This is a genomic window from Streptomyces sp. NPDC007917, from assembly GCF_042959105.1.
Lineage (GTDB): Bacteria > Actinomycetota > Actinomycetes > Streptomycetales > Streptomycetaceae > Streptomyces.
In genome coordinates, this window is the sequence record NZ_JBIBKK010000006.1 from 257530 (window position 1) to 278681 (window position 21152).

The window sequence follows — 21152 nt, forward strand, 5'->3', positions numbered from 1 at the left end:
ATGAGCGCACCCAACCCCGCCCCCACCGCCACCGCCCCCACCATCGTGCTCGTCGGGCACGGCATGGTCGGCCAGCGCTTCCTGGAAGGCCTCGTCGAGCGGGGCGTGACCGAGCGCGCGCGGGTCATCGTGTTGTGCGAGGAGCCGCGTCCGGCGTATGACCGGGTCCAGCTGACCTCGTACTTCTCCGGCCGGACCGCTGAGGACCTGTCCCTCGTGGAGGACGGCTTCATGGCCCGGCACGGCATCGAGCTGCACCTGGGCGACCCGGCCGAGCACATCGACCGCGCCGCGCGCACGGTCACCGCTCGCTCGGGGCTGACCGTCGCGTACGACACGCTGGTGCTGGCCACCGGCTCGTATCCGTTCGTGCCGCCGGTGCCGGGCAAGGACAGCCGGGGCTGCTTCGTCTACCGCACCATCGAGGACCTGCTGGAGATCGAGGAGTACGCCAAGAACTGCTCGTCGGGCACCGTGGTCGGCGGCGGGCTGCTGGGTCTGGAGGCGGCGGGCGCGCTCAAGGGGCTCGGGCTGACCACGCACATCGTGGAGTTCAACCCGCGGCTGATGGCGATCCAGGTGGACGAGGGCGGCGGCGCCGCGCTGCGGCGCACCGTGGAGGACATGGGCCTGATCGTGCACACGGGCGTGGGCGGCAAGGAGATCACCACGAACCCGGACGGCGCGGTCACCGCGATGGCCCTGTCGGACGGGTCGTCCATCGACACCGATCTGGTCATCTTCTCGGCGGGGGTGCGCCCCCGCGACCAGCTGGCGCGCGACTGCGGGCTGACGGTCGGGGAGCGCGGCGGGATCGCGGTGGACGAGCGGTGCCGTACGAGCGACCCGGCGGTGTTCGCGATCGGCGAGTGCGCGCTGGCCTCGGACGGCCGGGTGTACGGGCTGGTGGCTCCGGGATACGAGATGGCGCTGGTGGCCGCGGACGAGATCGCCGAGGCGAGCGGCGGGGGCGGCTTCACGGGCGCCGACATGTCCACCAAGCTCAAGCTGCTGGGCGTGGACGTGGCCTCGTTCGGCGATGCGCACGGCACGGCCGAGGGCTGCCTGGACGTGGTGTACTCCGACTCCCGCGCGGGCGTCTACAAGAAGCTGGTGATCGGCTCGGACGGGGCGCTGCTGGGCGGGGTGCTGGTCGGCGACGCCGAGGCGTACGGCATGCTGCGGCCGCTGACCGGCTCGGTGCCGCCGGTCGCGCCCGAGCAGCTGGTGCTGCCGGCGGGTCTTGGGGCGCCGGCCGCGATCGGCCCGTCCGCGCTGCCGGACGAGGCGGTGATCTGCAACTGCCACAACGTCACCAAGGGCAGCATCCGTTCGGCGGTGACCGACCACCAGTGCACCACGGTCCCCGAGGTGAAGAAGTGCACCAAGGCGGGCACAGGCTGCGGCAGCTGTCTCAAGGCGCTGACCACGCTGGTCAACGACGAGCTCGAGGCGAGCGGCGTCAGCGTCGACAAGGGGCTGTGCGGCTGCTTCGCCTACACCCGGGCCGAGCTGTACGAGATCGTCCGGACGCTGCGCATCACCTCCTACGCCACGCTGCTCGAGGGCCACGGCCGCGAGGAGGCGCGCAGCGGCAACGGCTGTGAGATCTGCAAGCCGACCGTGGCGTCGATCATCGCCTCGCTCGCGCCGACGGTGGGCGCCAGCGGCTATGTGCTGGACGGCGAGCAGGCGGCGCTGCAGGACACCAACGACCACTTCCTGGCGAATCTGCAGCGCAACGGCTCGTATTCGATCGTGCCGCGCATCCCCGGCGGGGAGATCACCCCCGAGAAGCTGATCGTCATCGGCGAGGTGGCGCGCGACTTCGGGCTCTACACGAAGATCACCGGCGGGCAGCGGATCGATCTGTTCGGCGCCCGCGTCGACGAGCTGCCGCTGATCTGGGCGCGGCTGGTGGAGGCCGGTTTCGAGTCGGGGCACGCGTACGGCAAGGCGCTGCGCACCGTGAAGTCGTGCGTGGGCCAGACCTGGTGCCGCTACGGGGTGCAGGACTCGGTGCGGATGGCCATCGACCTGGAGCTGCGCTACCGGGGGCTGCGCTCCCCGCACAAGCTGAAGTCGGCCGTCTCCGGGTGTGCGCGCGAATGCGCGGAGGCGCGCGGCAAGGACTTCGGGGTGATCGCCACCTCGAACGGCTGGAACCTGTACGTCGGGGGCAACGGCGGCGCGGAACCGCGCCACGCGGATCTGCTCGCCCAGGACCTCGACGACGAGCAGCTGATCCGGCTGATCGACCGGTTCCTGATGTTCTACATCCGCACCGCTGACCGGCTGGAGCGCACCTCCGCCTGGCTGGAGCGGATCGAGGGGGGCCTCGACCACGTACGGGATGTGGTGGTCGACGACTCGCTGGGACTGTGCGCCGAGCTGGAGGCGCTGATGGCCGACCATGTGGCGGGCTACCGCGACGAGTGGGCCGAGACCCTGGAGGACCCGGAGCGGCTGCGGCGCTTCGTGTCCTTCGTGAACGCGCCGGGCGCGCCGGACCCGACGGTGAAGTTCGTTCCCGAGCGCGACCAGGTCAAGCCGGACCTGACGATCCTGTCAGGCCCCAGCATCCCCGTCCGTACCCCCGACCGTACTCTCGAAGGGATCGCAAGCCGATGACCATGGCACTGGAGCGGACCGCCGTCCGCGTGGAACTCCTGATCGACCAGCGGTGGTTCGCGGTCTGCGAGCTCGCCGATCTGATCCCGGGGCGCGGGGTGGCCGCGCTGCTGCCGGACGGGACGCAGGTGGCGGTGTTCCTGGACCGGGCGGGGCAGGCGTACGCGATCGACAACCGCGATCCGTTCACTGGCGCGTATGTGCTCTCGCGGGGCCTGCTGGGTTCCCTGGGGGACCGGCACTTCGTGGCCTCGCCGCTGCTGAAGCAGCGCTTCGACCTGGAGACGGGGCGGTGCCTGGACGACGAGGGGGTCGCCGTCCAGGCGTATGCGGCCCGTACGAATGACGGGGTGTCAGCCCAGGTCGCGTGAGACGACGATCCCGCACTGGACGGGGTCGCTCGCGCAGCCGGCCGTCCCCGCGGCGAGCACGCCCTTCGTCCCGGGGACGCCCGTGATGCCGAGCACCGTGGACATCTCGCTGTGCTCGGTGACGTCGGCGGGCAGTTCCTCGGCCGACCACTTCGTGCCGGTCCAGCGGGCCATCACGGAGTGGGGGTTGCCCGGGGCCCAGCCGGCGATCCACAGCCGCCCGGCGCCGTCCGCGCCCGCGGCGTTCGCCTCGTCGACCGGGAGCGCGGGCAGCGACTGCCAGCGGCTGCCGGTCCAGCGGGCGGCCATGGTGGCGGCGGGCACCTGCGGGTCGTTGGTCTTCCCGACGACATAGACCGAGTTACGGCCGGTGGCCACGGCGTGGCCCGCCACCCAGCCGGTCGGGTGCTCGCTGGGGACCGGCACCTCGCGGACCGTCCAGCGGCTGCCGTTCCAGTGGTACAGCAGCGGTACGGCCACCTCGCCGGTCACGGCGTCGGCGGTCACCCAGACGTCGTCCGGGCCGGTGCCGGTGATGTCCCAGGGCTGCACCTGGCCACCGCCGGGGGCGGCGGGCAGGGACACCTTCTGCCACGCGGAGCCGGTCCAGCGCTCCAGGCGGTATACGGAGGTGTTGCCCGCCGGGTCCCAGTCGAAGCTGGTCAGCCAGGCCGCGTTCTTGCCGAACGTGGCGATGTCGCCGACGAAGCTCACCGCCCCCTCCGCGGGGGCCGCGTGGTCGGCCCGCGTCCACTTCCTGCCGTCCCAGTGCTGCAGCACGAGCGGCGTGGAGATGTTGTCGACCAGCGAGCCGGCCGCCCAGGCGTCGTCGGGCGCCGAGGCGGCGACCTTCTCCAGCTGTGCGGCCTTGCCCCCCGTGGGGGCGGCGGCCACGTCGGTCCACGTGGTGCCGTTCCAGTGCCTGATCGCGGGGGTGGCCCCGTCGGCCCCGTCCGTCTTCCGGCCCACCGCCCAGGCGTCCTTGGCGCCGGTCGAGGCGACGTCCCACAGCTCCGTCGAGACGGTCTCGCTCAGCGGCGTTGCCAGTTGCCAGGGGGTGGCGGCGCGGGCCGCCCGATCGGACGCGGTGGTGGTCGCAGTGCCGGTCGCGGCGTTCGCCTGCGCCCCGAGCGAGCCGAGTGCGATCGCGCACACCGCTACCGCTATGCGCAGCCCTGCGTTCCTGGCCATGGTGCTCCTTCTGCTTCGGTTCGGGTTCTCAGAAGGAAATGGCCACCGGCCGACGGTTCTTACAGCTGACCTTGCCCGGTCACTTGGGGGTCTTCAGCTGCCGGTCCGTCCACCGCGACGTCACCGTGGCCGTGTGGTTCACCACCGTGCCCGCCGTGAGCCCCGCCTCGGCGGCCTTGGCGTTCGGCTTGGTCAGCACCTCCTGGTCGGACAGCAGGGCCCCGGTCGCCGGGTCCACGATCAGCTCCGACCGCGCGGTCCCATAGTCGGGCCGGTCGGTCGCGGGCAGGGCGAAGCCGACCCCCTTGCGGCCCAGCGGGTCGGTCACCTCGCCGAGCGACCGGATGCCCGGCAGATCCGCGATGACGCGGTACGCGGCGGCCCGGACCTCGGACCTGACCGGGAGATTGATCAGGTTGGCCGCCTGCCGCCACATCCACTCGGTGCGGCCGGAGATCTCGCTCCCCGGGTCCTCCTCGTACAGCCCCTCCAGCACCTCCTTCAACTTCGCGCTGTCACCGGGGAGTTTCCGCAGATCCGCGTACGTCACATTGCGCGCGCCCAGGGCGGCGATCCTGTCGCCCAGGTTGATCCGGGTCACCGTCGGCCGTTTCTCGGCCCCGAGCTCCATCCGCAGACCGAGCTTGCCGCCCGACCGGGACCCGGTGTCGGCGAGCGTCAGGTCCTTCGGCGATCCGGCGGCCCGCCAGCGCGCCGTGTCGCGCTCGGTACGTGGCTCGATGGCCTCGTCGATCCCCGAGATCCACAGGCTCCGCGTCCCGGGCCGCACCCCGAAGGACCACTGCTGTGTCTCGGAGGAGACGACCGCGAAGGTCGACCCGGACTCGGCGACGACGCCGATCCAGCCCGACCGGGTGGTCATCTGCCAGTACGTGCCTTCGTCGGCCTTGCTCTCCAGCCGGTTGGCCACGAGTCGCAGTGCGAGGCGGCCGTTCTCGGGGGTGTGCCGGGGGCCGTCGGTGGTGGGCCCGGCCGTCGCCCGGGAGCCGTCGGAGTCCGAGCCGCCCTGGGGCAAAGTGGCGACAAGCACCCCGGCCACGGCCGCCGTGGCGGCGACGGGCAGCGCCCACCGCCAGGTGAACGGCCGTACGGGCCGGGCGGACCGGGACGCCCCCGGCGCCTCGGGGGCGCTGCTCAGGATGGTGATCAGGTCGTGCCGGGCGCGTGCGGAACCGGCCAGGCGCTCCGGGTCGAGCTCCGGGGGCCGGGCGTCCGCCAGCGTCTTCATGACATCGGGCCGCTTGCGTGCCATGTCAGTGCTCCTTCACTGTGACTTTCGGGCGAGAACCGCGAGAGGGTCCGGCCACGGCCCCGGCCGCGGCCCCGTTGACGGCCCGCTCCAGCCGCCGCCTGGCCCGGTGCAGCCGCACCGAGAACGTAGCGGTGGAGCAGCCGAGGACGCGTGCCGCCTGTCTCGGGCCGAGCCCGTGCCAGGCGACCAGCGTCAGCACTTCGCGGTCCGCGTCGGACAGCGTGGCCAGCGCCTGCAGCGCCGCCTCGCGCTCGGTCACATCCGCGGCCACATCCCCGACGTGGGCGCCGGAGGTGATGATGCGCTGGGCCTCCTCCACGGCCAGGGCGTACTGCCTGCCGTCGCGGCGGCGCAGCTCGCGGGTCAGATTGCGGGCCACGCCGAGCAGCCACGGCAGCGGTGGCGTGGGGATGTCCCGCATCCGCCGCCAGGCGACCGTGAAGGTCTCGCTGGTGATGTCCTCACCGACCTGCCGGCCCACCAGGCTCGAGGCGTAGGCGAGCACACGGGGATGGCACTCCTCGTACAGGTCACGGAAGCGTTGGGCGTCGGTCACGCACCGTCTCCTCATCTCGGCTCTCTCACCAGGCAGTGGTCGGGAGCCGCGATTTCTTACACCCCAAGGAGAATCTTTTCGGGTGGCGGGCGGTGGCCGAGGGAAGCTCTCCCCTGACCCGCCCCTTACAAGCCTGCCGGAGGCATTGAGTGGAGCCTTCGGGGTGTGGCTACAGAGACTGGAACCTCTCCTTGAGGTCAGCGATGCGCTCGGCGCGTCGGCCCATCAGGTAGACCCGGTTGTTCGTGCGCCGCACTTCGTGCACCAGGCTGAAGCCCTGAGTCTCGTTGTACCTCACCAGTCCGGGGAAGTTGCAGCCACGGCGGACCCATGCTTTCCCTTCCCGGGCGGCCCGGTCCACCGCCCACAGCCCCATGACGGTTCCCGGCTTCTTCTCACGGTGCGCGGGGTCGGTGACTGTCGAGTAGAGGTAGTGGGCCGGCTCGTTCAGCTCGTCTTGCGTCCAGCCCCAGGGTGGTGTCTGTTCCTGCACGGTGGTGCACCCGATGATCTGTCCGCCGTCCTCGGCGAGGACCCACACATCGCCTTCGGAGTTCTCTGCCTGCCGTGCGAGTTCGGCAGCGTTCTCCCGCCAGCTCGGATGCCCTCGCTCCTCCAGCCACGCAGAGCGGGCGAGGATCATGTTCTCGACGGCAGGGATGTCACCGGTGGTGGCCGGGCGCATGGCGAACACATTGTCTCCTGGGGGCGGTCGGCGGCAAACCGACGAGGAGGGCGGCCGTGGGGAACCGGTTCGGGTAGCGCTCCGCGAGACGGGTGCCCACAGTGCCGGAGTCGAATCCGCCCGTCAGGTGAAGCACAGTCTGCACAGAGTCGAACGGCCGGAGGTCAAGGGCGTCGTCCATGGCGTTGACGAAGGCGCCGAGCACATCGGCATCGGGCTTCAGTTCACGCGGGCCACTGTGCAGGGCGGGTTCGGGGTAGTGCAGGTACAGGTGGCCGCCGAAGACCGCCGTCGTGCGCTCGGTCACTCGGTGAATGCCTCGGAAGACGGTTTCGGTGCTGTACCGGGGTCGGTAGATCAGCAGCCGCGCGACTTCGCGAGGGCTCAGCCCGACGGCGTGTTCGGCGAGGTCGGCCATGTCCCACGACCCGTGCAGGCTCGTACGGTCGTGTGCGACGTAGAGCGGTGCGATGCCTCCGGGGCCTGCGGTGACGCGGCAGGGGTCGCCGGGGGCGGTCTCCACGAGCACGTAGTCCGTAGGCCACTGTTCGGCCAGCGTGCGGGCCTTGTCGAAGTTTCCCGGGGGGAGGTTGCGGGGGTTCGGATCGGTGATCTCCCGGCCTGCGACGCGCTCACGTACGACAAGGAGAGTGCGGTTCCCGTCCGTGACTGCGGCCTGTTCCAACATCGGGTGGGCGTATGGCGTGATCTCGCTCGTCCGGTCGGCCGTGACGTAGCTGCTGCCGTCCCACGTCCATGTCATGCTTGCGTACGGGGTGAGGCGTACCTTGATCAAGTGTGCTTTCCCTTCCGGCGGGCCCGAGGGGTCGGTGAGACCGCACCCCTCGGGCGTTGAGACCGACAGATTCAGGTGGCGGTGGTGTCGTACGTCTTGGCACCGTCCGACGAACCCGAGGTCTTCTTGTACTCGTGTGTCTCAGCCGGTGACTGAACCCGGCGCCGCACCTCGGTCGTGAACAACCTCTCGAAGCGACGAGCGCGCTTCGGCGGGGGCATGAACTCCTCCCCCCTCTCCTCCTTGTGCTCTGCCGGCGCAGGGAACTTCCCAGCGCCGCCGTGCGCCTGCTGACCCGACCGGCCATCAACAGCCACGGGGACGACCGGGCGGGGGTCTGGTTCGGCTATGGGGCTACTGCCTCGCAGTCACGACCATGGCGACTCGTCACCAACAGCGAGATGCGATCTCGCTTCCTTGGGGAACCTGACGTTCCCAGCGTCGGTCAGCCACTCCCGCCCGCCCTCAGCCGGACGCAGGAACGCAACGAGTGGCCCTGGCATCCTGTGGTCGAAGGCGAGATCGTCAACGTGACAGACGGCCTGGAGAACGCCCACGCGCCCTGTGGCAGCGTCGTAGGCTTCCTGGCCTACTTTGGGGCCCCTGTACGGCGTCGGCTGACTCATGCGGGCAACCCCCACCGCGCCGTTCGGTCCGGCTGGGTGTGAGACGGATGACGACGGCGCAGTGCCTCGTAGTCGCCGGCCCGGTCGTAGTCGCCCTCCTGCTTCGCCTTCTCCCGAAGCGCCTTGTACAGCTGGCACTTTGCGCAGGCCCGGGTTGCGTTGATCACGCCCCGCTCTCCCATTCTGTCTGAATCCGGCGGAGGGCAGTACGGATGGCAGCGCCCGGCTCGGCCGACTCCTCGTGCCGCCGCCGAGCCCTGGCGCTGACGAGGCGCAGAGGCCAGGAGATGCGGCCCGACATGTACCACCACGCCGTCAGCCGGGGGCACCGACGCACCATGAACGACTTCATCGCCCCGTCCCCCGTCCCAGATGCTTGTCGATCTCCTTCTTCAGCGCCTCCGCCCGCGCGTCCAACTCCGCCGGGGTCGGGCGGTTGGACGAGCTCTGCTGCGTCTCCTGCGGCTTGGGCAAGGGCTTGTCCGCGCTCACCGCGCCGCTGCCAGCGCTCGCTGCCGCTCGTACTGGATGAGGTACGCCCCCACGGGGTCGGTGTCCCATGCGATCGGGAAGCGCTCACCGACCGGGCTACGAGGTAGGCGGCGTGTCGGCGGGTCTGCGGAGCAGCCAGAAGCAGCTACGCAGGTCAGGGCGGGTACGGGCACGACGGCGCGGGGCGGGGCGGACGTTGCGGTGTCGGCTGCTCGATGGCGCCCGGGAGCGGGCAACAGCAGCTGCAGCAGCCATTCGAGGATCGCTCGGATATGTTTGCTCACGTCGTCAACCTCCATGGGGTTGGTGACCATGCCCCCGGGCCGGTCGGACGGTCGCGGGGGTCCTTTGCGTGGCGTGGATGCGCTCCACCCCATGAGCTTCCGGTCCACGGGAACCCTGGGGGAACAGCAAACGGGGAACCCCGCAAGCCCATTTGGGGAACCCCGTTTCCGCCCTGTTTGGGGAACCCCGCTCCGGGGTCGGGGATACTCTGGGAGCGATCAATGCCGTCCCTGCGAGGTGGCTCATGGACGAACGCGAGACCTGGCGAAGCGGCTACCCGCTGACGATCCCGGACGCGCTCTTACAGAGCGAGGCCATGCAACGGGCATGCGCAACCCGAAACTTCCGGGAGATTTTTCGCCTCGTCAACAGACGAACGGGCTCCAGCCACGCGGTAATTGCGTCGGCGGTCGGAAAGATGACCAGCGCTCGGGTTAGTGACATCATCCGAGGCGTCAGAGGCATTCGCGGACAACGGGTAATCGAACGAGTTGCGGATGGCTTCGGCATCCCTGGCGAAATGCTGGGCTTGCCCCCTCGCCCGTGGGAAGGTTACCCGGAAGGTATTGACGGAACCAGCAGCGCTCGCCGTAGTGTTGGAACTGCGACCAACCCCGAGGCCAAAGCGCCACGCGACACATCGGCCGATGTGCGGTCGTCTATTCCTGACACGCCCGATAGCGCACTACTGCCCATTGTCGTCGATGGCCGTCTGGTCCTGGTTCCGGTAGATAGAAAATCATTGGAATCTCGTGGACTCGGCAGCCTCCTTGAGAAATTGGTGCTTTCTGGTAGCCCAGAAGGGGACACCGCCCCGTCTACGGAGCACGAAAGTATGAGCCCGCTCAACCGACGCACACTCCTCAAGGGTGGATTTTCCGTTACCGCTCTGAGGGGGACAAGTCTTGAAGACCTCCAGCGTGTGACCGCTGCTTTGGGTGATGCCCACCGCCATTTTGATGGAACGATGGTTGAATATCTCCGCAGCCAACTCGAAACAGCGAAATGTCACGACGGCAGGCTTGGTGCACAGAAAACCCTGCCGGTGGTCCTGGGGTTGCTGAATGTCATTGAGCAGCAAGCCCGGGATGTGAAGCCTGCCGTTCGGCGAGAGTTGCTGTCGGTTGGCGCAGATGGCGCGGAATTTGCTGGATGGCTGTATCGAGATGCCCGCCAACCGGACGTTGCTGTTTTCTGGTACGACCGGGCTATGGAATGGGCTCAAGAAGCTGATGACCCAGCCATGCAAGGCTATATGCTGCTGAAGAAATCCCAAATGGCGTACGACGACCGGGACGCAGTGCGAGTGCTGACGCTGGCGCAGGCGGGCCAACATCAGCGGTGGCACCTCCCTACCCGCGTGCAAGCAGAGCTGCTACAGCAGGAAGCGCTTGGGTGCGCCATGCTCGGAGAACCGATCGCGCTGATTGAGCAGAAACTCGATACTGCCCGTGAACTGCTTACACGCGCCGCTGACGGCGAACCAAACTGCCTTGGCGCATACTTCAACGAGCATACGTTGCTACTCCGGAATGCTGTGAGTTATACAGAGGCTGGCAAGCCAGGTATCGCCGCCGATCTGTTCGCCGAAATCATTTCGGCTGGCACGCTCTCGCACCGCGACACAGGATTCTTTAATGCCCGGAGAGCAGCGGCATTGGCGCTGAGTGGTGAACCGGACGAGGCGGCCAGGGTTGGTGCCGCTTCCGCTGAAGTGGCCCAAGCTGTGCAATCGGAACGCACCATGAGGGTACTGGGCGAAGTGCTCCAGACGTTGAGTCGTTGGCACAGTCGGCCTGCGGTGCGGGAGTTCCGCGAAGCGTTCCGCGCCGCCTAACCCTGCGAGGAGTCGGCGGTCAGCCATTCACTCACGGTACGGATGACAAACTTCTGCCACTCCTGGCTCTGAGGATTCAGATACTGTGGGTCATCGTGCACAGCGAAACCGTGCTGCGCCCCTTCAAGCTCGATGATTTCACAAGAGGTCCTGAACTTCTGCACAGCAGCCCGTGACAATCCGATAGGCACGAACGTGTCTTCGGTTCCGTGGACGATCAGGGTCGGAGCCCGCACCTCACCAAGGACCTCACGCGGATGAAACCAGAACACCTCGTTGAACAGAGGCCGCCCATGCCTCAGGGTCGGCGTGAATTGAATGAATCCTTGTTCGGCGAGTTGTTGTGCCGCCTCTTCACTGATTGAATCATTGACCCAATAGTCTCGCGTGTCGATAGTGCGCCATTTGTAATCCAGCTGAGGGTTGAACAGTACCAGTCGCGAAAGATCCACCGAACGCTTAGCGGCATAGTATGCGCAGACACCGCCGCCAAAGCTGGCGCCCAACAACGCGATTTCCCGGGCTCTGGTGGCTTCGCGGAGGTAGGAGATGGCTACTCGAATATCATTAAGGATCATGGCCAGGGTCAGCTCTTCCTGTCGACCCTCACTTTCGCCGTGACCGCGCATGTCGAATCGGAGAGACGCCGTACCACTCTCGGCCATTCCAGCGGCCAGGCGCGTGAAGAACCCGCCCTCTTCCCGAGTAACGCCACCGCCGTGCACAAGCACGACAGCACGGGAGGCCGGTGTGTCGGGGCGCACGAGTGTGCCAGCCAGGTGTAGGCCATCGAGCGTCCGAAGTGTCACGCTGTCCGATGCAGGCATGACGCGAGCCTAGAGGGAAGCTGTGCTGATATACAGCTCCGCCGCGTGGCGCCGCAGGCGCCAAGGGGCACCGGATGGGGCGCGGAGCCTGGACGGCGGGGCGGGTCACCGCCGTCCAGGCGGTCGGGAGCGCTCAGCCCGTGGTGCAGGCCGCGCCGTTGAGGGTGAAGGCGCCGGGTGCGGTGTTGGAGCCGGACCAGTTGCCGTTGAAGCCGAACGACACCGAGCCGCCGGCGCCGATGGTGGCGTTGTAGCCCGCGTCGGCCGCCGTGACCTGGGAGCCGGTCTGGGTCACGGTGGCGTTCCAGGCGGAGGTCACCTGCTGGCCGGAGGGGTAGGTCCAGGCCACCCTCCAGCCGTTGACGGCGCCGGACCCGGTGTTCTTGACGGTGACGTTGGCGGTGAAGCCGGTGTTCCACTGGTTGGTGACGGAGTAGGTCACCGCGCAGCCGGTGGTGGGCGTCGGGTCCTGCCCGCCGTCGCCGCTCCAGCCGAGGGCTTCGGCGATGCCGTAGTACGCCGGTTTGGGCCGGTAGTTCTCGTCGTACGGGGTGGCGGCGCCCTGGCCGTCGAAGACGTCGGGAATCCAGGAGTCGGAGTCGGTGAACCCCCAGACCGTCACCCCCTTGCAGCGGGTGACGGCGGCACACGCGCTGGTGACGGCCTTGTAGTCGGCCTTCTGCTGCGCGAGCTTGGCGTCGGTGACCGGCAGCTGCATCCGGATGTCCAGCTCGGTGACGGCGACGTCCACGCCGAGGTCGGCGAAGCGCTGCAGGTTGGCCTGCATGGTGGACGGCACCTGGCCGAGGATGAGATGGCCCTGGAAGCCGACGCCGTCGATCGGGACGCCCTGTGACGTGAGCGATTTCACCAGGTTGTACATGGCGTCGCTCTTCGCGCCCGTGCCGTCGGTGTTGTAGTCGTTGAGGTACAGCTTGGCGTCCGGGTCGGCGGCGCGGGCGGCGCGCAGCGCGTCGGCGATGTAGCTCTGGCCGAGCTTCGTGTACCACATCGACTGCCGGAAGGTGCCGTCCTCGTTGAACGGCTCGTTGACCACGTCCCAGTGCGAGATCTTGCCCTTGTAGCGGCCGACCTCGGTGGCGATGTGGTCGGTCATGAGGGTGCGCAGCTGGTCGGCGGTCCAGGTGCCGGAGGTCAGCCAGCCCGGCAGCTGACTGTGCCAGACCAGGGTGTGGCCGCGCACCTGCATGGTGTGTGCCTGGGCGAAGTTGACCACGGCGTCCGCGCCGGACCAGTTGTACGAGCCGCGGGCGGGTTCGACGGACTCCCACTTCATCTCGTTGCCGGGGGTGATGGAGTCGAACTGGCCGCCGGCGATGGCGGCGTAGGTGCCGTTCAACTTGGACGCGGTCACGGCGGTGCCGTAGTACTTGCCCTTGGCCTGGGCCAGGTCGCGCAGCACCGGGTCGGCCGCGCTGCTGGGGGTGGCCAGGCCCAGCAGGAGCGCCCCGGCGGCGGCGAGGCCGAGGGCGGCTCTGCGCAGGCCCCGGGCGCCCGTACCGTGCGGGTGAGGTCTCATCTGGTGCCGCCCCCTAGGATCCGGCCAGGCCGTCGCGGAACGCGGTGTAGGCGGGCTTGGGCTGGTAGTTGTTGTCGTACAGGTTGGCCGCGCCCTGACCGGGGAAGGTGCCGGGGACCCAGGAGTCCCGGTCGCCGAAGCCCCAGACGGTGATGCCCGCGCAGCGGGAGACGGCCAGGCAGGTCTGGGCCACGGTCTTGTAGTTGGCCGCCTGCTGCTGGAGCTTGGTGGAGTCGGCCGGGGTGGCCATGCGGATGTCGAGTTCGGAGACGACGATCTCCAGGCCGAGGTCGGCGAAGCGCTGCAGGTTGGCCTTCATGGTGGAGGGCACCTGGTTCACGATGAGGTGGCTCTGGAAGCCGACGCCGTCGATGGGCACGCCCTGGCTCTTGAGCCGCTGGACCAGGTTGTACAGGCCGTTGCTCTTGGCGCCCGTGCCCTCGGTGTTGTAGTCGTTGATGAAGAGCTTGGCGCCGGGGTCGGCGGCGCGCGCGGCGCGGAAGGCGTCGGCGATGTACGACTCGCCGAGCTGCTGCTGGAACTTGGACTGGCGCAGCGTGCCGTCCTCGTTGAACGCCTCGTTGACCACGTCCCAGCGCTGGACCTTGCCCTTGTAGCGGCTGACCTGGGTGGTGACGTGGTTCGTCATGATGGTGCGCAGCTCGGAGTTGGAGAACGAGCCGTTGGCCAGCCAGTTCGGCATCTGGCTGTGCCAGACGAGGGTGTGGCCGTAGACCTTCTGGTTGTTGCTCTGGGCGAAGGAGACCAGCCGGTCGGCGGCGGCCCAGTTGAACTGGCCCCGGTTGGGCTCGACCGAGCCCCACTTCATGGCGTTCTCGGCGGTGACGCTGGAGAACTCGCTCTTGGCGATGTTGGCGTAAGCGGCGTCGCCGAGCCGGCCGTCGCTGATCGCCGTACCGACGAAGCGGCCGGTGCGGGCGGCGACCTCGCGCAGGGTGGGGTTGGCCTTCACGCGGGTGTCGCCACCGGTCGCGGCGGTCGCCTTTCCGGCCCGGTGATCCGCGGCCTGACCAGGGGCGGCGAGGCCGAAGGCCAGGGTCGCCACGGCGGCCGAGGCCACCAGTGCGCCGCTGCGTAAGCTCAGGAGCTTCATAGGACGTCCCTCTCTTCTCTTCACGTCTGATCCGGTTTTCCGGAAGACTTCTGCAAGGTTCCGAGGGTGCGCCCGGAAAGCTAGAGGCGGGAGTGACTCTCGTCAACGGAGGAGGCGGAAATGGCTACGGAGAGCGCGGGCCCCGAGGGTGGCGCCCGGCCCAAGGTGACGATCACGGCCATCGCACAGGAGGCCGGGGTGTCGGTGCCCACGGTCTCGCGGGTGGTCAACGGACGTTCTGACGTCTCGCCCGAGACCCGGGCCCGGGTGGAGAATCTGCTGCGGCTCCACGGCTACCGCCGCCGCCAGACCGCCCCGGGCGACCGGGCCGCCCTGGTGGACCTGGTCTTCAACGACCTGGACAGCCCCTGGGCGGTGGAGATCATCCGCGGTGTGGAGGAGGTCGCGCACGAGGACGGGGTGGGCACGGTGGTCTCCGCCATCCACGGCCGGGCGGGCGCGGCGCGGCAGTGGATGAAGAACCTGCGGGCGCGCGCCTCGGACGGGGTGATCCTGGTGACCTCCGTGCTCGAACCGGTGCTCCACGAGGAGCTGCGGCGGCTGAACGTGCCGATCGTGGTGGTCGACCCGGCCGGCTCCCCCGCCCTGGACGCGCCCACCATCGGGGCGACCAACTGGGCGGGCGGAATGGCCGCGACCGAGCATCTGCTGGGCCTGGGCCACCGCCGGATCGGCTTCATCGCCGGCCCGCCGCGGCTGCTGTGCAGCCGGGCCCGGCAGGACGGCCACCGCGCCGCCCTGGAGGCGGCGGGGCTTCGGTACGACCAGGGGCTGGTCGCGCAGGGCGACTTCTACCACGAGTCCGGTTTCGTCTGCTGCGATCAGCTGATGGACGCGGCCACCCCGCCCACCGCCGTGTTCGCCTCCAGCGACCAGATGGCCCTGGGCGCGATCGAGGCCCTGCGCCGCCGGGGCCTGCGGGTGCCGGAGGACGTGAGCGTGGTGGGCTTCGACGACCTGCCGGAAGTCCGCTGGTCCGCTCCGCCGCTGACCACGGTGCGCCAGCCGCTGGCGGAGATGGGCAAGCTGGCGGCCCGTACGGTGCTGCGCCAGGCGCGTGGCGAGGAGATCGAGTCGCCCCGGGTGGAACTCGCGACGGCGCTGGTCGTCCGCGCCAGTACGGCCGCGCCGAGCACCGGCTGAGCCCGGCCGTTCGTACGTTTCGACAAGCCTGTTTGTGCGATCTATTGACAGGCCGTCGGCGTGCTCATACCGTCCACGCAATCACTTCCGAGAATTATCGGGCTACTTCCGGAAGGCAATGCGACGATGACGATGCGTACCCCCAGGTCACGGGCGATCCTCCGCGCGTCCACCCTGGCTGCCGCGGCGCTCCTGGCCACCACCACCCTCACCGCCTGCGGCAGTTCCGGCCCCGGCGGCTCGGACGACTCTCTCAGCGTCTGGGTCTACGGAGACGCCTCGACCAAGGTGCAGCGGGCGGTCGTCGAGCGCTTCAACAAGACCTCGGATGTGAAGGTCGAGCTCACCGAGGTGCCCGGCGACGGCTACTCGGACAAGCTGCGCACCTCCATGGGCACCCCCAACGCCCCGGACGTCTTCTTCAACTGGGGCGGGGGCAGCATCAGCGACTTCGCCAAGAAGGACATGCTGGTCGACCTCGGCCCGACCCTGGAGAAGGACCCGGAGCTGAAGAAGGCGTTCATCCCCTCCATCCTCAAGGCCGGGGCGGTGAACGGCAGGTTCTACGGCATCCCCATGCGCGGTATGCAGCCGGTGATCCTCTTCTACAACAAGAAGGTGTTCAAGGACGCGGGGGCGCAGCCCCCCACGTCCTGGGACGATCTGCTGGGCCTTGTCGACACGTTCAAGAAGAAGGGCGTCACCCCCTTCGCGCTCGCGGGCACCGACGCGTGGACCGAGCTGATGTGGGTGGAGTACCTGGTGGACCGCTACGGCGGGGCCGATGTCTTCAAGCGGATCCAGAACGGGGACGCCTCGGCGTGGAGCGACCCGAGCGTGTTGAAGACCGCCGAGACGATCAAGCAGCTGGTCGACCGGGGCGCCTTCGGCAAGAACTACAAGTCGGTCAACTACACCGCCGACGGGGCCTCCACGCTCTTCGCCAAGGGCAAGGCCGCGATGCATCTGATGGGCTCCTGGGAGTACGCCAACCAGAAGGCGAACCAGCCGGACTTCGCCAAGTCGGGGCTCGGCTGGACCACCTTCCCGGCCGCCCCGGGCGGCAAGGGCGACCCCAAGAACGTGGTGGGCAACCCGACCAACTACTGGTCCGTCAACTCCAAGGCCAAGGGGAAGAAGAAGGACGCGGCGATCGAGTTCCTGAAGTTCGCCGCCAAGCAGGACTACTCCAAGGACCTGATAGCCAACGGCGATGTGCCCACCACCTCCGACGCCACATCGCTGCTGAGCAAGCACGAGAACCCGACCTACGCGAAGTTCCAGTACGACATGGTCCGTGAGGCCCCCAGCTTCACCCTCTCCTGGGACCAGGCGCTGTCGGCCAAGAACACCCCGGCGCTGCACACCAACATCCAGAAGCTGTTCAACGGGCAGCTGAGCCCGGCCGAGTTCGTCGCGGCGATGAAGAAGGACATCAAGTAATGGCGGGCCCCGTCAGCGGGGACGCCGTTCGCAAGGGCGCGCCCGACAAGGGCGCGCCCCGCGGCGGCTCGGAGCGTAAGGCTGTGGGGCGCAACGCCGTGGGGCGCGACGCCGTGGGCCGCCCCAGCGCCGCCTGGGCGCTCCCCGGGGTGCTGTTCTTCGCGTGCTTCGCCGTCGCCCCCATGCTGCTGGTCGGCTATCTGGCCTTCACCGACTGGGACGGCATCGGCTCCCCCCAGTGGACCGGCACCGACAACTGGTCCCGGCTGTGGCACGACCCGGACATGCGCCAGGCGGTCTGGCTCAGCCTGCTGCTGACCGTGCTGACCTGGCTCTTCCAGACCCCGATCGCGCTGCTGCTGGGGGTGTGGGCGGCCGGGCGGCAGCGCAACCGCGCCGTGCTGTCGGCGATCTTCTTCCTGCCGCTGCTGGCGTCCTCCGTGGCCCTCGCCCTGGTGTGGAAGCAACTGCTGGACCCCAACTTCGGCCTCATCGCGGAGATCGGGCCGGCCCTCGGCTTCGAGGACGGCGATCTGCTCGGCAACCAGCAGGGCGCCTTCGGGGCGATCCTCTTCGTCACCGCCTGGCAGTTCATCCCCCTCCACACGCTGATCTACCAGGGCGGCGCCCGGGCCATCCCGCGCTCGCTCTACGACGCGGCGGCGATCGACGGCGCCGGCACCGTCCGCCAGTTCTTCTCGATCACGCTGCCGCAGCTGCGCAACACCGTGGTCACCTCGTCGGTGATCATGGTGGTGGGCGCGCTGACGTTCTTCGACACCGTCCTGATCCTCACCAAGGGCGGTCCGGGCACGGACACCAGCATCGTGCCGTTCCTGATGTACAAGAACGGCTTCCAGGCCTTCGACCTCGGCTACGCCAGCGCGGTCGCGGCCCTCCTCGTGGTCGTCGCCACCACCGTCTCGCTGCTGCTGGTGCGGCTGACCGGCTTCAGCGCGATGCGCAGCACCCGGGAGGGGATATGACCGACGTGCTGCACCAGCGCCCCGGGGCGGACCGCAGGACGGACAAGGCGCCGCCGCCGGCGCCCCGCCGCACGGGCCTGTCCCGCCTCCTGAGGGGCAGCGGCGCCCGGCGCCCCAACTACCCGGCCGGTCTCGCCTCCCTGCTGTGGCTGGTCATCGTCGGCGCCCCGCTGTACGTACTGGTGGCCACCACCTTCCGGACCCGCGACGGCTACATCGACGACGGCCCGCTCGCGCTGCCCACCCATCCCACGCTCGCCAACTACGACCGGGTGCTCAGCAGCAACTTCTTCACCTACCTGGGCAACACCCTGGTCGTCACCGCCGTCTGCGCCGCCATCGTCATCGTGCTGTCGGTGACCGTCGGCTACGCGGTGGTGCGCGCCCGCGGCCGGATGTCCCGGCGCGTCTTCCAGATCTTCCTGCTCGGACTCGCGATCCCGTCCCAGGCGGTGATCATCCCGATCTATCTGGTGATCACCAAGCTCCAGCTGTACGACACCCTGCTGGCGGTGATCCTTCCGACGGCCGCCTTCTCCCTCCCTGTCAGCGTGCTGATCCTGGCGGGCACCATGCGCGACATCGACGAGGAGCTGTACGAGTCGATGGCGCTGGACGGCGCGGGGCCCACCCGGGTGCTGCTGCGGCTGGTGGTGCCGATGTCGCGGGCGGGGATCTCCACCGTCGGGGTGTACTCGGCGCTGCACGCCTGGAACGGCTTCATGTTCCCGCTGATCCTCACCCAGTCCCGGAGCAACCGGGTGCTGACGCTCGGCCTGTACGACTACGTCGGCGAGTTCCGGGTGGACACCCCGGCGCTGCTCACCGCGGTCGTGCTGTCCATCGTCCCGATCTTCGTCGTCTATCTCTTCGCCCGGCGCCAGCTGATCAACGGCCTGATGGGCGTGGGCGGCAAGTGAGCAGACCCGACCAGCCTGAGCAGATCTGACAAGGAGCTTCATGCCTCACCCCTGGCAGGACACCTCCCTTCCCGCCGAAGACCGCGCCGCGGACCTGCTCTCCCGGATGACCCTGGAGGAGAAGCTCGCCCAGCTGGCCGGCGTCTGGCCTGGCTCCGAGTCCACCGAGGGCGAGGACGTCGCCCCGCTCCAGCACGAGGTCAACGAGGAGGTGGACCTCGACGCCCTGCTCCCCCACGGACTCGGCCAGCTGACCCGCCCCTTCGGCACCGCGCCCGTCGATCCGGGCGAGGGCGCCGCCGCCCTCGCCCGCACCCAGGCGCGGGTCGCCGCGGGCAACCGCTTCGGGATTCCGGCCGTCGCCCACGAGGAGTGCCTGACCGGGTTCTTCGCCTGGGGCGCGACCGTCTTCCCCACCCCGCTGGCCTGGGGCGCCACCTTCGACCCGGCGCTGGTGGGCCGGGCCGCCGAGCTGATCGGCGCCTCCATGCGGGCGGTCGGCATCCACCAGGGGCTGTCGCCCGTCCTCGACGTGGTGCGCGACCCGCGCTGGGGCCGTACCGAGGAGTCCATCAGCGAGGACCCGTATCTCGTCGGGACCATCGGCACCGCGTATGTGCGCGGCCTCCAGTCGGCCGGGATCATCGCCACCCTCAAGCACTTCGCGGGCTACTCCGCCTCCCGCGGCGCCCGCAACCACGCGCCGGTCTCCATCGGCCCGCGCGAACTCGCGGACGTCATCCTGCCGCCGTTCGAGATGGCCCTGCGGGACGGCGGGGCGCGCTCGGTCATGCACGCCTACAACGACCTCGACGGCGTCCCGTCGGCCGCGAACCGATGGCTGCTGACGGAACTGCTGCGCGAGCGCTGGGGCTTTTCCGGCACCGTCGTCTCCGACTACTTCGGCCTCTCCTTCCTGGAGCTGAACCACCGTGTCGCCGACACCCCGGCGCGCGCCGCGGCGCTGGCGCTGGAGGCGGGCGTGGACGTGGAGCTGCCCGCGGTGCGCTGCTTCGCCGCGCCGCTGCGGGACGCCGTACGGGCCGGGGAGGTGCCCGAGTCGCTGGTGGACGCGGCGGCGCTGCGGGTGCTGCGGCAGAAGTGCGAGCTGGGGCTGCTCGACCCCGACTGGTCGGCCACGCCGCCCGCGCTGCCCCAGGTCGTGGACCTGGACCCGCCGGTGATGCGGGAGGTGGCCCGGCAGCTGGCCGAGGAGTCGGTCGTGCTGCTCGCCAACGACCGCGAGGCGCTGCCGCTCGCGCCCGAGACCCGCATCGCGGTCGTCGGCCCGCTGGCCGACGACCCCGCGGCGATGCTCGGCTGCTACACCTTCCCCCGGCACGTCGGCGTCGAGCACCCGGACCTGCCGCTGGGCATCGATGTGCCGACGGTGCTCGCCGCGCTGCGCGCCGAACTGCCTGGCGCGCGCATCACCCACGCCGAGGGCTGCGCCCCGCCCGGCCCGGCCACGACCCCGGCCGGCGCCACCGCGACCTCGGCCGCCGTCGCCGCCGAGAGCCGCCTCGCGCGGGCCTCCCGCGTCGCCGCCGACGCGGATGTGTGCGTCGTCGTGCTCGGCGACCGCTCCGGCCTCTTCGGCCGGGGCACCTCGGGCGAGGGCTGCGACGCCCCCGACCTGGAACTCCCCGGCGAACAGGGCGCCCTGCTCGACACCCTGCTGACCACCGGCACACCCGTCGTGCTGGTCCTGCTCACCGGCCGCCCCTACGCGCTCGGCCGCTGGTCGGGCCTGCTCGCCGCCGCCGTACAGGCCTTCTTCCCCGGCGAGGAGGGCGGCCCGGCCGTCGCCGCGGTCCTCTCCGGCCGGGTCAACCCCTCGGGCCGGCTGCCCGTCAGCGTCCCGTACACGACCGGCGGCCAGCCCTGGACGTACCTTCAGCCGCCGCTGGGCCTGCGGGGCGAGGCCAGCAGCGTCGACCCGACCCCGCTGCACCCCTTCGGCCACGGCCTCTCGTACACCTCCTTCGACTGGGGCCCCCCGGTGACAGACGCGACGGACGCGACCACCCTGGCCACCGACGGCGAGACCACGCTGCGGCTGACCGTCCGCAACACCGGCGAACGCCCCGGCACCGAGGTGGTCCAGCTCTATCTGCACCAGCCCGTGGCCCGCACCGTCCGCCCGGTCTCCCGGCTCATCGGCTACGCCCGCGTCCCGCTCGACCCCGGCGAGAGCGCCGAGGTCCACTTCACCTTCCACGCCGACCTGGCCTCCTACCCGTATGCCCCCGACGGGGGCCGGATCGTCGCACCCGGGCCGCTGGAGCTGCGCCTGGCCGCCTCCAGCGCGGACGCCGACGTACGGCACACGGTGCCGCTGACGCTGACCGGGCCGGAGCGGGCGGTGGACCACCGGCGGCGGCTGGTGTGCGCGGTGGAGGTGAAGTGACGCCG

19 protein-coding genes are annotated in these 21152 nt (G+C 69.6%); 8 read left to right on the forward strand and 11 right to left on the reverse strand.

Annotation, left to right across the window (positions count from 1 at the left end; translation table 11 throughout):
- Positions 1–2631 carry a nitrite reductase large subunit NirB gene (nirB, locus tag ACFZDL_RS13975; protein ID WP_353589354.1) on the forward strand — a complete coding sequence of 877 codons (2631 nt, stop codon included), beginning with the start codon at positions 1–3 and terminating at the stop codon, positions 2629–2631.
- Positions 2628–3002: a nitrite reductase small subunit NirD gene (gene nirD / locus ACFZDL_RS13980; protein WP_353589356.1), complete on the forward strand. Its 375-nt coding sequence runs from the start codon at positions 2628–2630 to the stop codon at positions 3000–3002. The genes nirB and nirD overlap by 4 nt, the downstream gene beginning before the upstream one ends.
- Here the strand turns inward: nirD and ACFZDL_RS13985 are convergent.
- The 8 genes from ACFZDL_RS13985 to ACFZDL_RS14020 all read right to left on the reverse strand — a co-directional run bounded on the left by ACFZDL_RS13985 (position 2985) and on the right by ACFZDL_RS14020 (position 8621).
- Positions 2985–4193 carry a hypothetical protein gene (locus tag ACFZDL_RS13985; RefSeq protein WP_353589358.1) on the reverse strand — a complete coding sequence of 403 codons (1209 nt, stop codon included), beginning with the start codon at positions 4191–4193 and terminating at the stop codon, positions 2985–2987. The genes nirD and ACFZDL_RS13985 overlap by 18 nt on opposite strands.
- A gap of 79 nt (positions 4194–4272) precedes the next feature.
- On the reverse strand, positions 4273–5466 hold the full coding sequence (locus ACFZDL_RS13990) for a CU044_5270 family protein (protein WP_353589360.1): 1194 nt from the start codon (positions 5464–5466) through the stop codon (positions 4273–4275).
- A gap of 1 nt (position 5467) precedes the next feature.
- Positions 5468–6022 carry an RNA polymerase sigma factor gene (locus tag ACFZDL_RS13995; RefSeq protein WP_353589362.1) on the reverse strand — a complete coding sequence of 185 codons (555 nt, stop codon included), beginning with the start codon at positions 6020–6022 and terminating at the stop codon, positions 5468–5470.
- Positions 6023–6191: 169 nt separating this feature from the next.
- Entirely contained in the window at positions 6192–6707 is a 516-nt protein-coding gene (locus ACFZDL_RS14000) for a GNAT family N-acetyltransferase (RefSeq protein ID WP_353589751.1), read from the reverse strand.
- On the reverse strand, positions 6685–7503 hold the full coding sequence (locus ACFZDL_RS14005) for a hypothetical protein (protein ID WP_353589364.1): 819 nt from the start codon (positions 7501–7503) through the stop codon (positions 6685–6687). The genes ACFZDL_RS14000 and ACFZDL_RS14005 overlap by 23 nt, the downstream gene beginning before the upstream one ends.
- A 71-nt stretch (positions 7504–7574) precedes the next feature.
- Positions 7575–7724 (reverse strand): hypothetical protein, encoded by a 150-nt coding sequence (locus ACFZDL_RS14010; RefSeq protein WP_353589366.1) that lies wholly within the window; start codon positions 7722–7724, stop codon positions 7575–7577.
- Positions 7725–8125: 401 nt separating this feature from the next.
- Positions 8126–8296 carry a hypothetical protein gene (locus ACFZDL_RS14015; protein ID WP_353589368.1) on the reverse strand — a complete coding sequence of 57 codons (171 nt, stop codon included), beginning with the start codon at positions 8294–8296 and terminating at the stop codon, positions 8126–8128.
- 181 nt (positions 8297–8477) lie between these two features.
- Positions 8478–8621 carry a hypothetical protein gene (locus tag ACFZDL_RS14020; protein ID WP_353589370.1) on the reverse strand — a complete coding sequence of 48 codons (144 nt, stop codon included), beginning with the start codon at positions 8619–8621 and terminating at the stop codon, positions 8478–8480.
- Positions 8622–9150: 529 nt separating this feature from the next.
- Between ACFZDL_RS14020 and ACFZDL_RS14025 the strand changes: the two genes are divergently transcribed.
- On the forward strand, positions 9151–10743 hold the full coding sequence (locus tag ACFZDL_RS14025) for an XRE family transcriptional regulator (RefSeq protein WP_353589372.1): 1593 nt from the start codon (positions 9151–9153) through the stop codon (positions 10741–10743).
- On the opposite strand, the gene ACFZDL_RS14030 is transcribed toward ACFZDL_RS14025, so the two are convergent.
- The 3 genes from ACFZDL_RS14030 to ACFZDL_RS14040 form a co-directional block, all read right to left on the reverse strand.
- Positions 10740–11570: an alpha/beta fold hydrolase gene (locus tag ACFZDL_RS14030; RefSeq protein WP_353589374.1), complete on the reverse strand. Its 831-nt coding sequence runs from the start codon at positions 11568–11570 to the stop codon at positions 10740–10742. The genes ACFZDL_RS14025 and ACFZDL_RS14030 overlap by 4 nt on opposite strands.
- A gap of 133 nt (positions 11571–11703) precedes the next feature.
- Entirely contained in the window at positions 11704–13110 is a 1407-nt protein-coding gene (locus ACFZDL_RS14035; protein ID WP_353589376.1) for an endo-1,4-beta-xylanase, read from the reverse strand.
- A gap of 13 nt (positions 13111–13123) precedes the next feature.
- On the reverse strand, positions 13124–14224 hold the full coding sequence (locus tag ACFZDL_RS14040; RefSeq protein ID WP_353589377.1) for an endo-1,4-beta-xylanase: 1101 nt from the start codon (positions 14222–14224) through the stop codon (positions 13124–13126).
- A gap of 120 nt (positions 14225–14344) precedes the next feature.
- Between ACFZDL_RS14040 and ACFZDL_RS14045 the strand changes: the two genes are divergently transcribed.
- From ACFZDL_RS14045 to ACFZDL_RS14065, 5 genes are all read left to right on the forward strand, one after another.
- The gene (locus ACFZDL_RS14045; protein WP_353589379.1) at positions 14345–15388 is read left to right on the forward strand and encodes a LacI family DNA-binding transcriptional regulator; all 1044 of its coding nucleotides are present in this window, start codon (positions 14345–14347) and stop codon (positions 15386–15388) included.
- Between the two features lie 132 nt (positions 15389–15520).
- Positions 15521–16831: an extracellular solute-binding protein gene (locus ACFZDL_RS14050; protein WP_391191199.1), complete on the forward strand. Its 1311-nt coding sequence runs from the start codon at positions 15521–15523 to the stop codon at positions 16829–16831.
- A complete protein-coding gene (locus tag ACFZDL_RS14055; protein ID WP_353589384.1) occupies positions 16831–17817 on the forward strand; it encodes a sugar ABC transporter permease in 987 nt (328 codons plus the stop codon). The genes ACFZDL_RS14050 and ACFZDL_RS14055 overlap by 1 nt, the downstream gene beginning before the upstream one ends.
- Positions 17814–18737, forward strand: coding sequence for a carbohydrate ABC transporter permease (locus ACFZDL_RS14060; RefSeq protein WP_353589386.1), 924 nt, complete (start codon positions 17814–17816; stop codon positions 18735–18737). The genes ACFZDL_RS14055 and ACFZDL_RS14060 overlap by 4 nt, the downstream gene beginning before the upstream one ends.
- A 40-nt stretch (positions 18738–18777) precedes the next feature.
- Entirely contained in the window at positions 18778–21147 is a 2370-nt protein-coding gene (locus tag ACFZDL_RS14065) for a glycoside hydrolase family 3 N-terminal domain-containing protein (RefSeq protein WP_353589388.1), read from the forward strand.
- Positions 21148–21152 lie beyond the last annotated feature (5 nt).

What these genes read in the sequence shown, in the direction of transcription:
- nirB (WP_353589354.1), top strand. Translation starts at nt 1, where the DNA reads ATGAGCGCACCCAACCCCGCCCCCACCGCCACCGCCCCCACCATCGTG.
- nirD (WP_353589356.1), top strand. Translation starts at nt 2,628, where the DNA reads ATGACCATGGCACTGGAGCGGACCGCCGTCCGCGTGGAACTCCTGATC.
- ACFZDL_RS13985 (WP_353589358.1), bottom strand. Translation starts at nt 4,193, where the DNA reads ATGGCCAGGAACGCAGGGCTGCGCATAGCGGTAGCGGTGTGCGCGATC.
- ACFZDL_RS13990 (WP_353589360.1), bottom strand. Translation starts at nt 5,466, where the DNA reads ATGGCACGCAAGCGGCCCGATGTCATGAAGACGCTGGCGGACGCCCGG.
- ACFZDL_RS14000 (WP_353589751.1), bottom strand. Translation starts at nt 6,707, where the DNA reads ATGCGCCCGGCCACCACCGGTGACATCCCTGCCGTCGAGAACATGATC.
- ACFZDL_RS14010 (WP_353589366.1), bottom strand. Translation starts at nt 7,724, where the DNA reads ATGCCCCCGCCGAAGCGCGCTCGTCGCTTCGAGAGGTTGTTCACGACC.
- ACFZDL_RS14025 (WP_353589372.1), top strand. Translation starts at nt 9,151, where the DNA reads ATGGACGAACGCGAGACCTGGCGAAGCGGCTACCCGCTGACGATCCCG.
- ACFZDL_RS14030 (WP_353589374.1), bottom strand. Translation starts at nt 11,570, where the DNA reads ATGCCTGCATCGGACAGCGTGACACTTCGGACGCTCGATGGCCTACAC.
- ACFZDL_RS14035 (WP_353589376.1), bottom strand. Translation starts at nt 13,110, where the DNA reads ATGAGACCTCACCCGCACGGTACGGGCGCCCGGGGCCTGCGCAGAGCC.
- ACFZDL_RS14040 (WP_353589377.1), bottom strand. Translation starts at nt 14,224, where the DNA reads ATGAAGCTCCTGAGCTTACGCAGCGGCGCACTGGTGGCCTCGGCCGCC.
- ACFZDL_RS14045 (WP_353589379.1), top strand. Translation starts at nt 14,345, where the DNA reads ATGGCTACGGAGAGCGCGGGCCCCGAGGGTGGCGCCCGGCCCAAGGTG.
- ACFZDL_RS14050 (WP_391191199.1), top strand. Translation starts at nt 15,521, where the DNA reads ATGCGTACCCCCAGGTCACGGGCGATCCTCCGCGCGTCCACCCTGGCT.
- ACFZDL_RS14055 (WP_353589384.1), top strand. Translation starts at nt 16,831, where the DNA reads ATGGCGGGCCCCGTCAGCGGGGACGCCGTTCGCAAGGGCGCGCCCGAC.
- ACFZDL_RS14060 (WP_353589386.1), top strand. Translation starts at nt 17,814, where the DNA reads ATGACCGACGTGCTGCACCAGCGCCCCGGGGCGGACCGCAGGACGGAC.
- ACFZDL_RS14065 (WP_353589388.1), top strand. Translation starts at nt 18,778, where the DNA reads ATGCCTCACCCCTGGCAGGACACCTCCCTTCCCGCCGAAGACCGCGCC.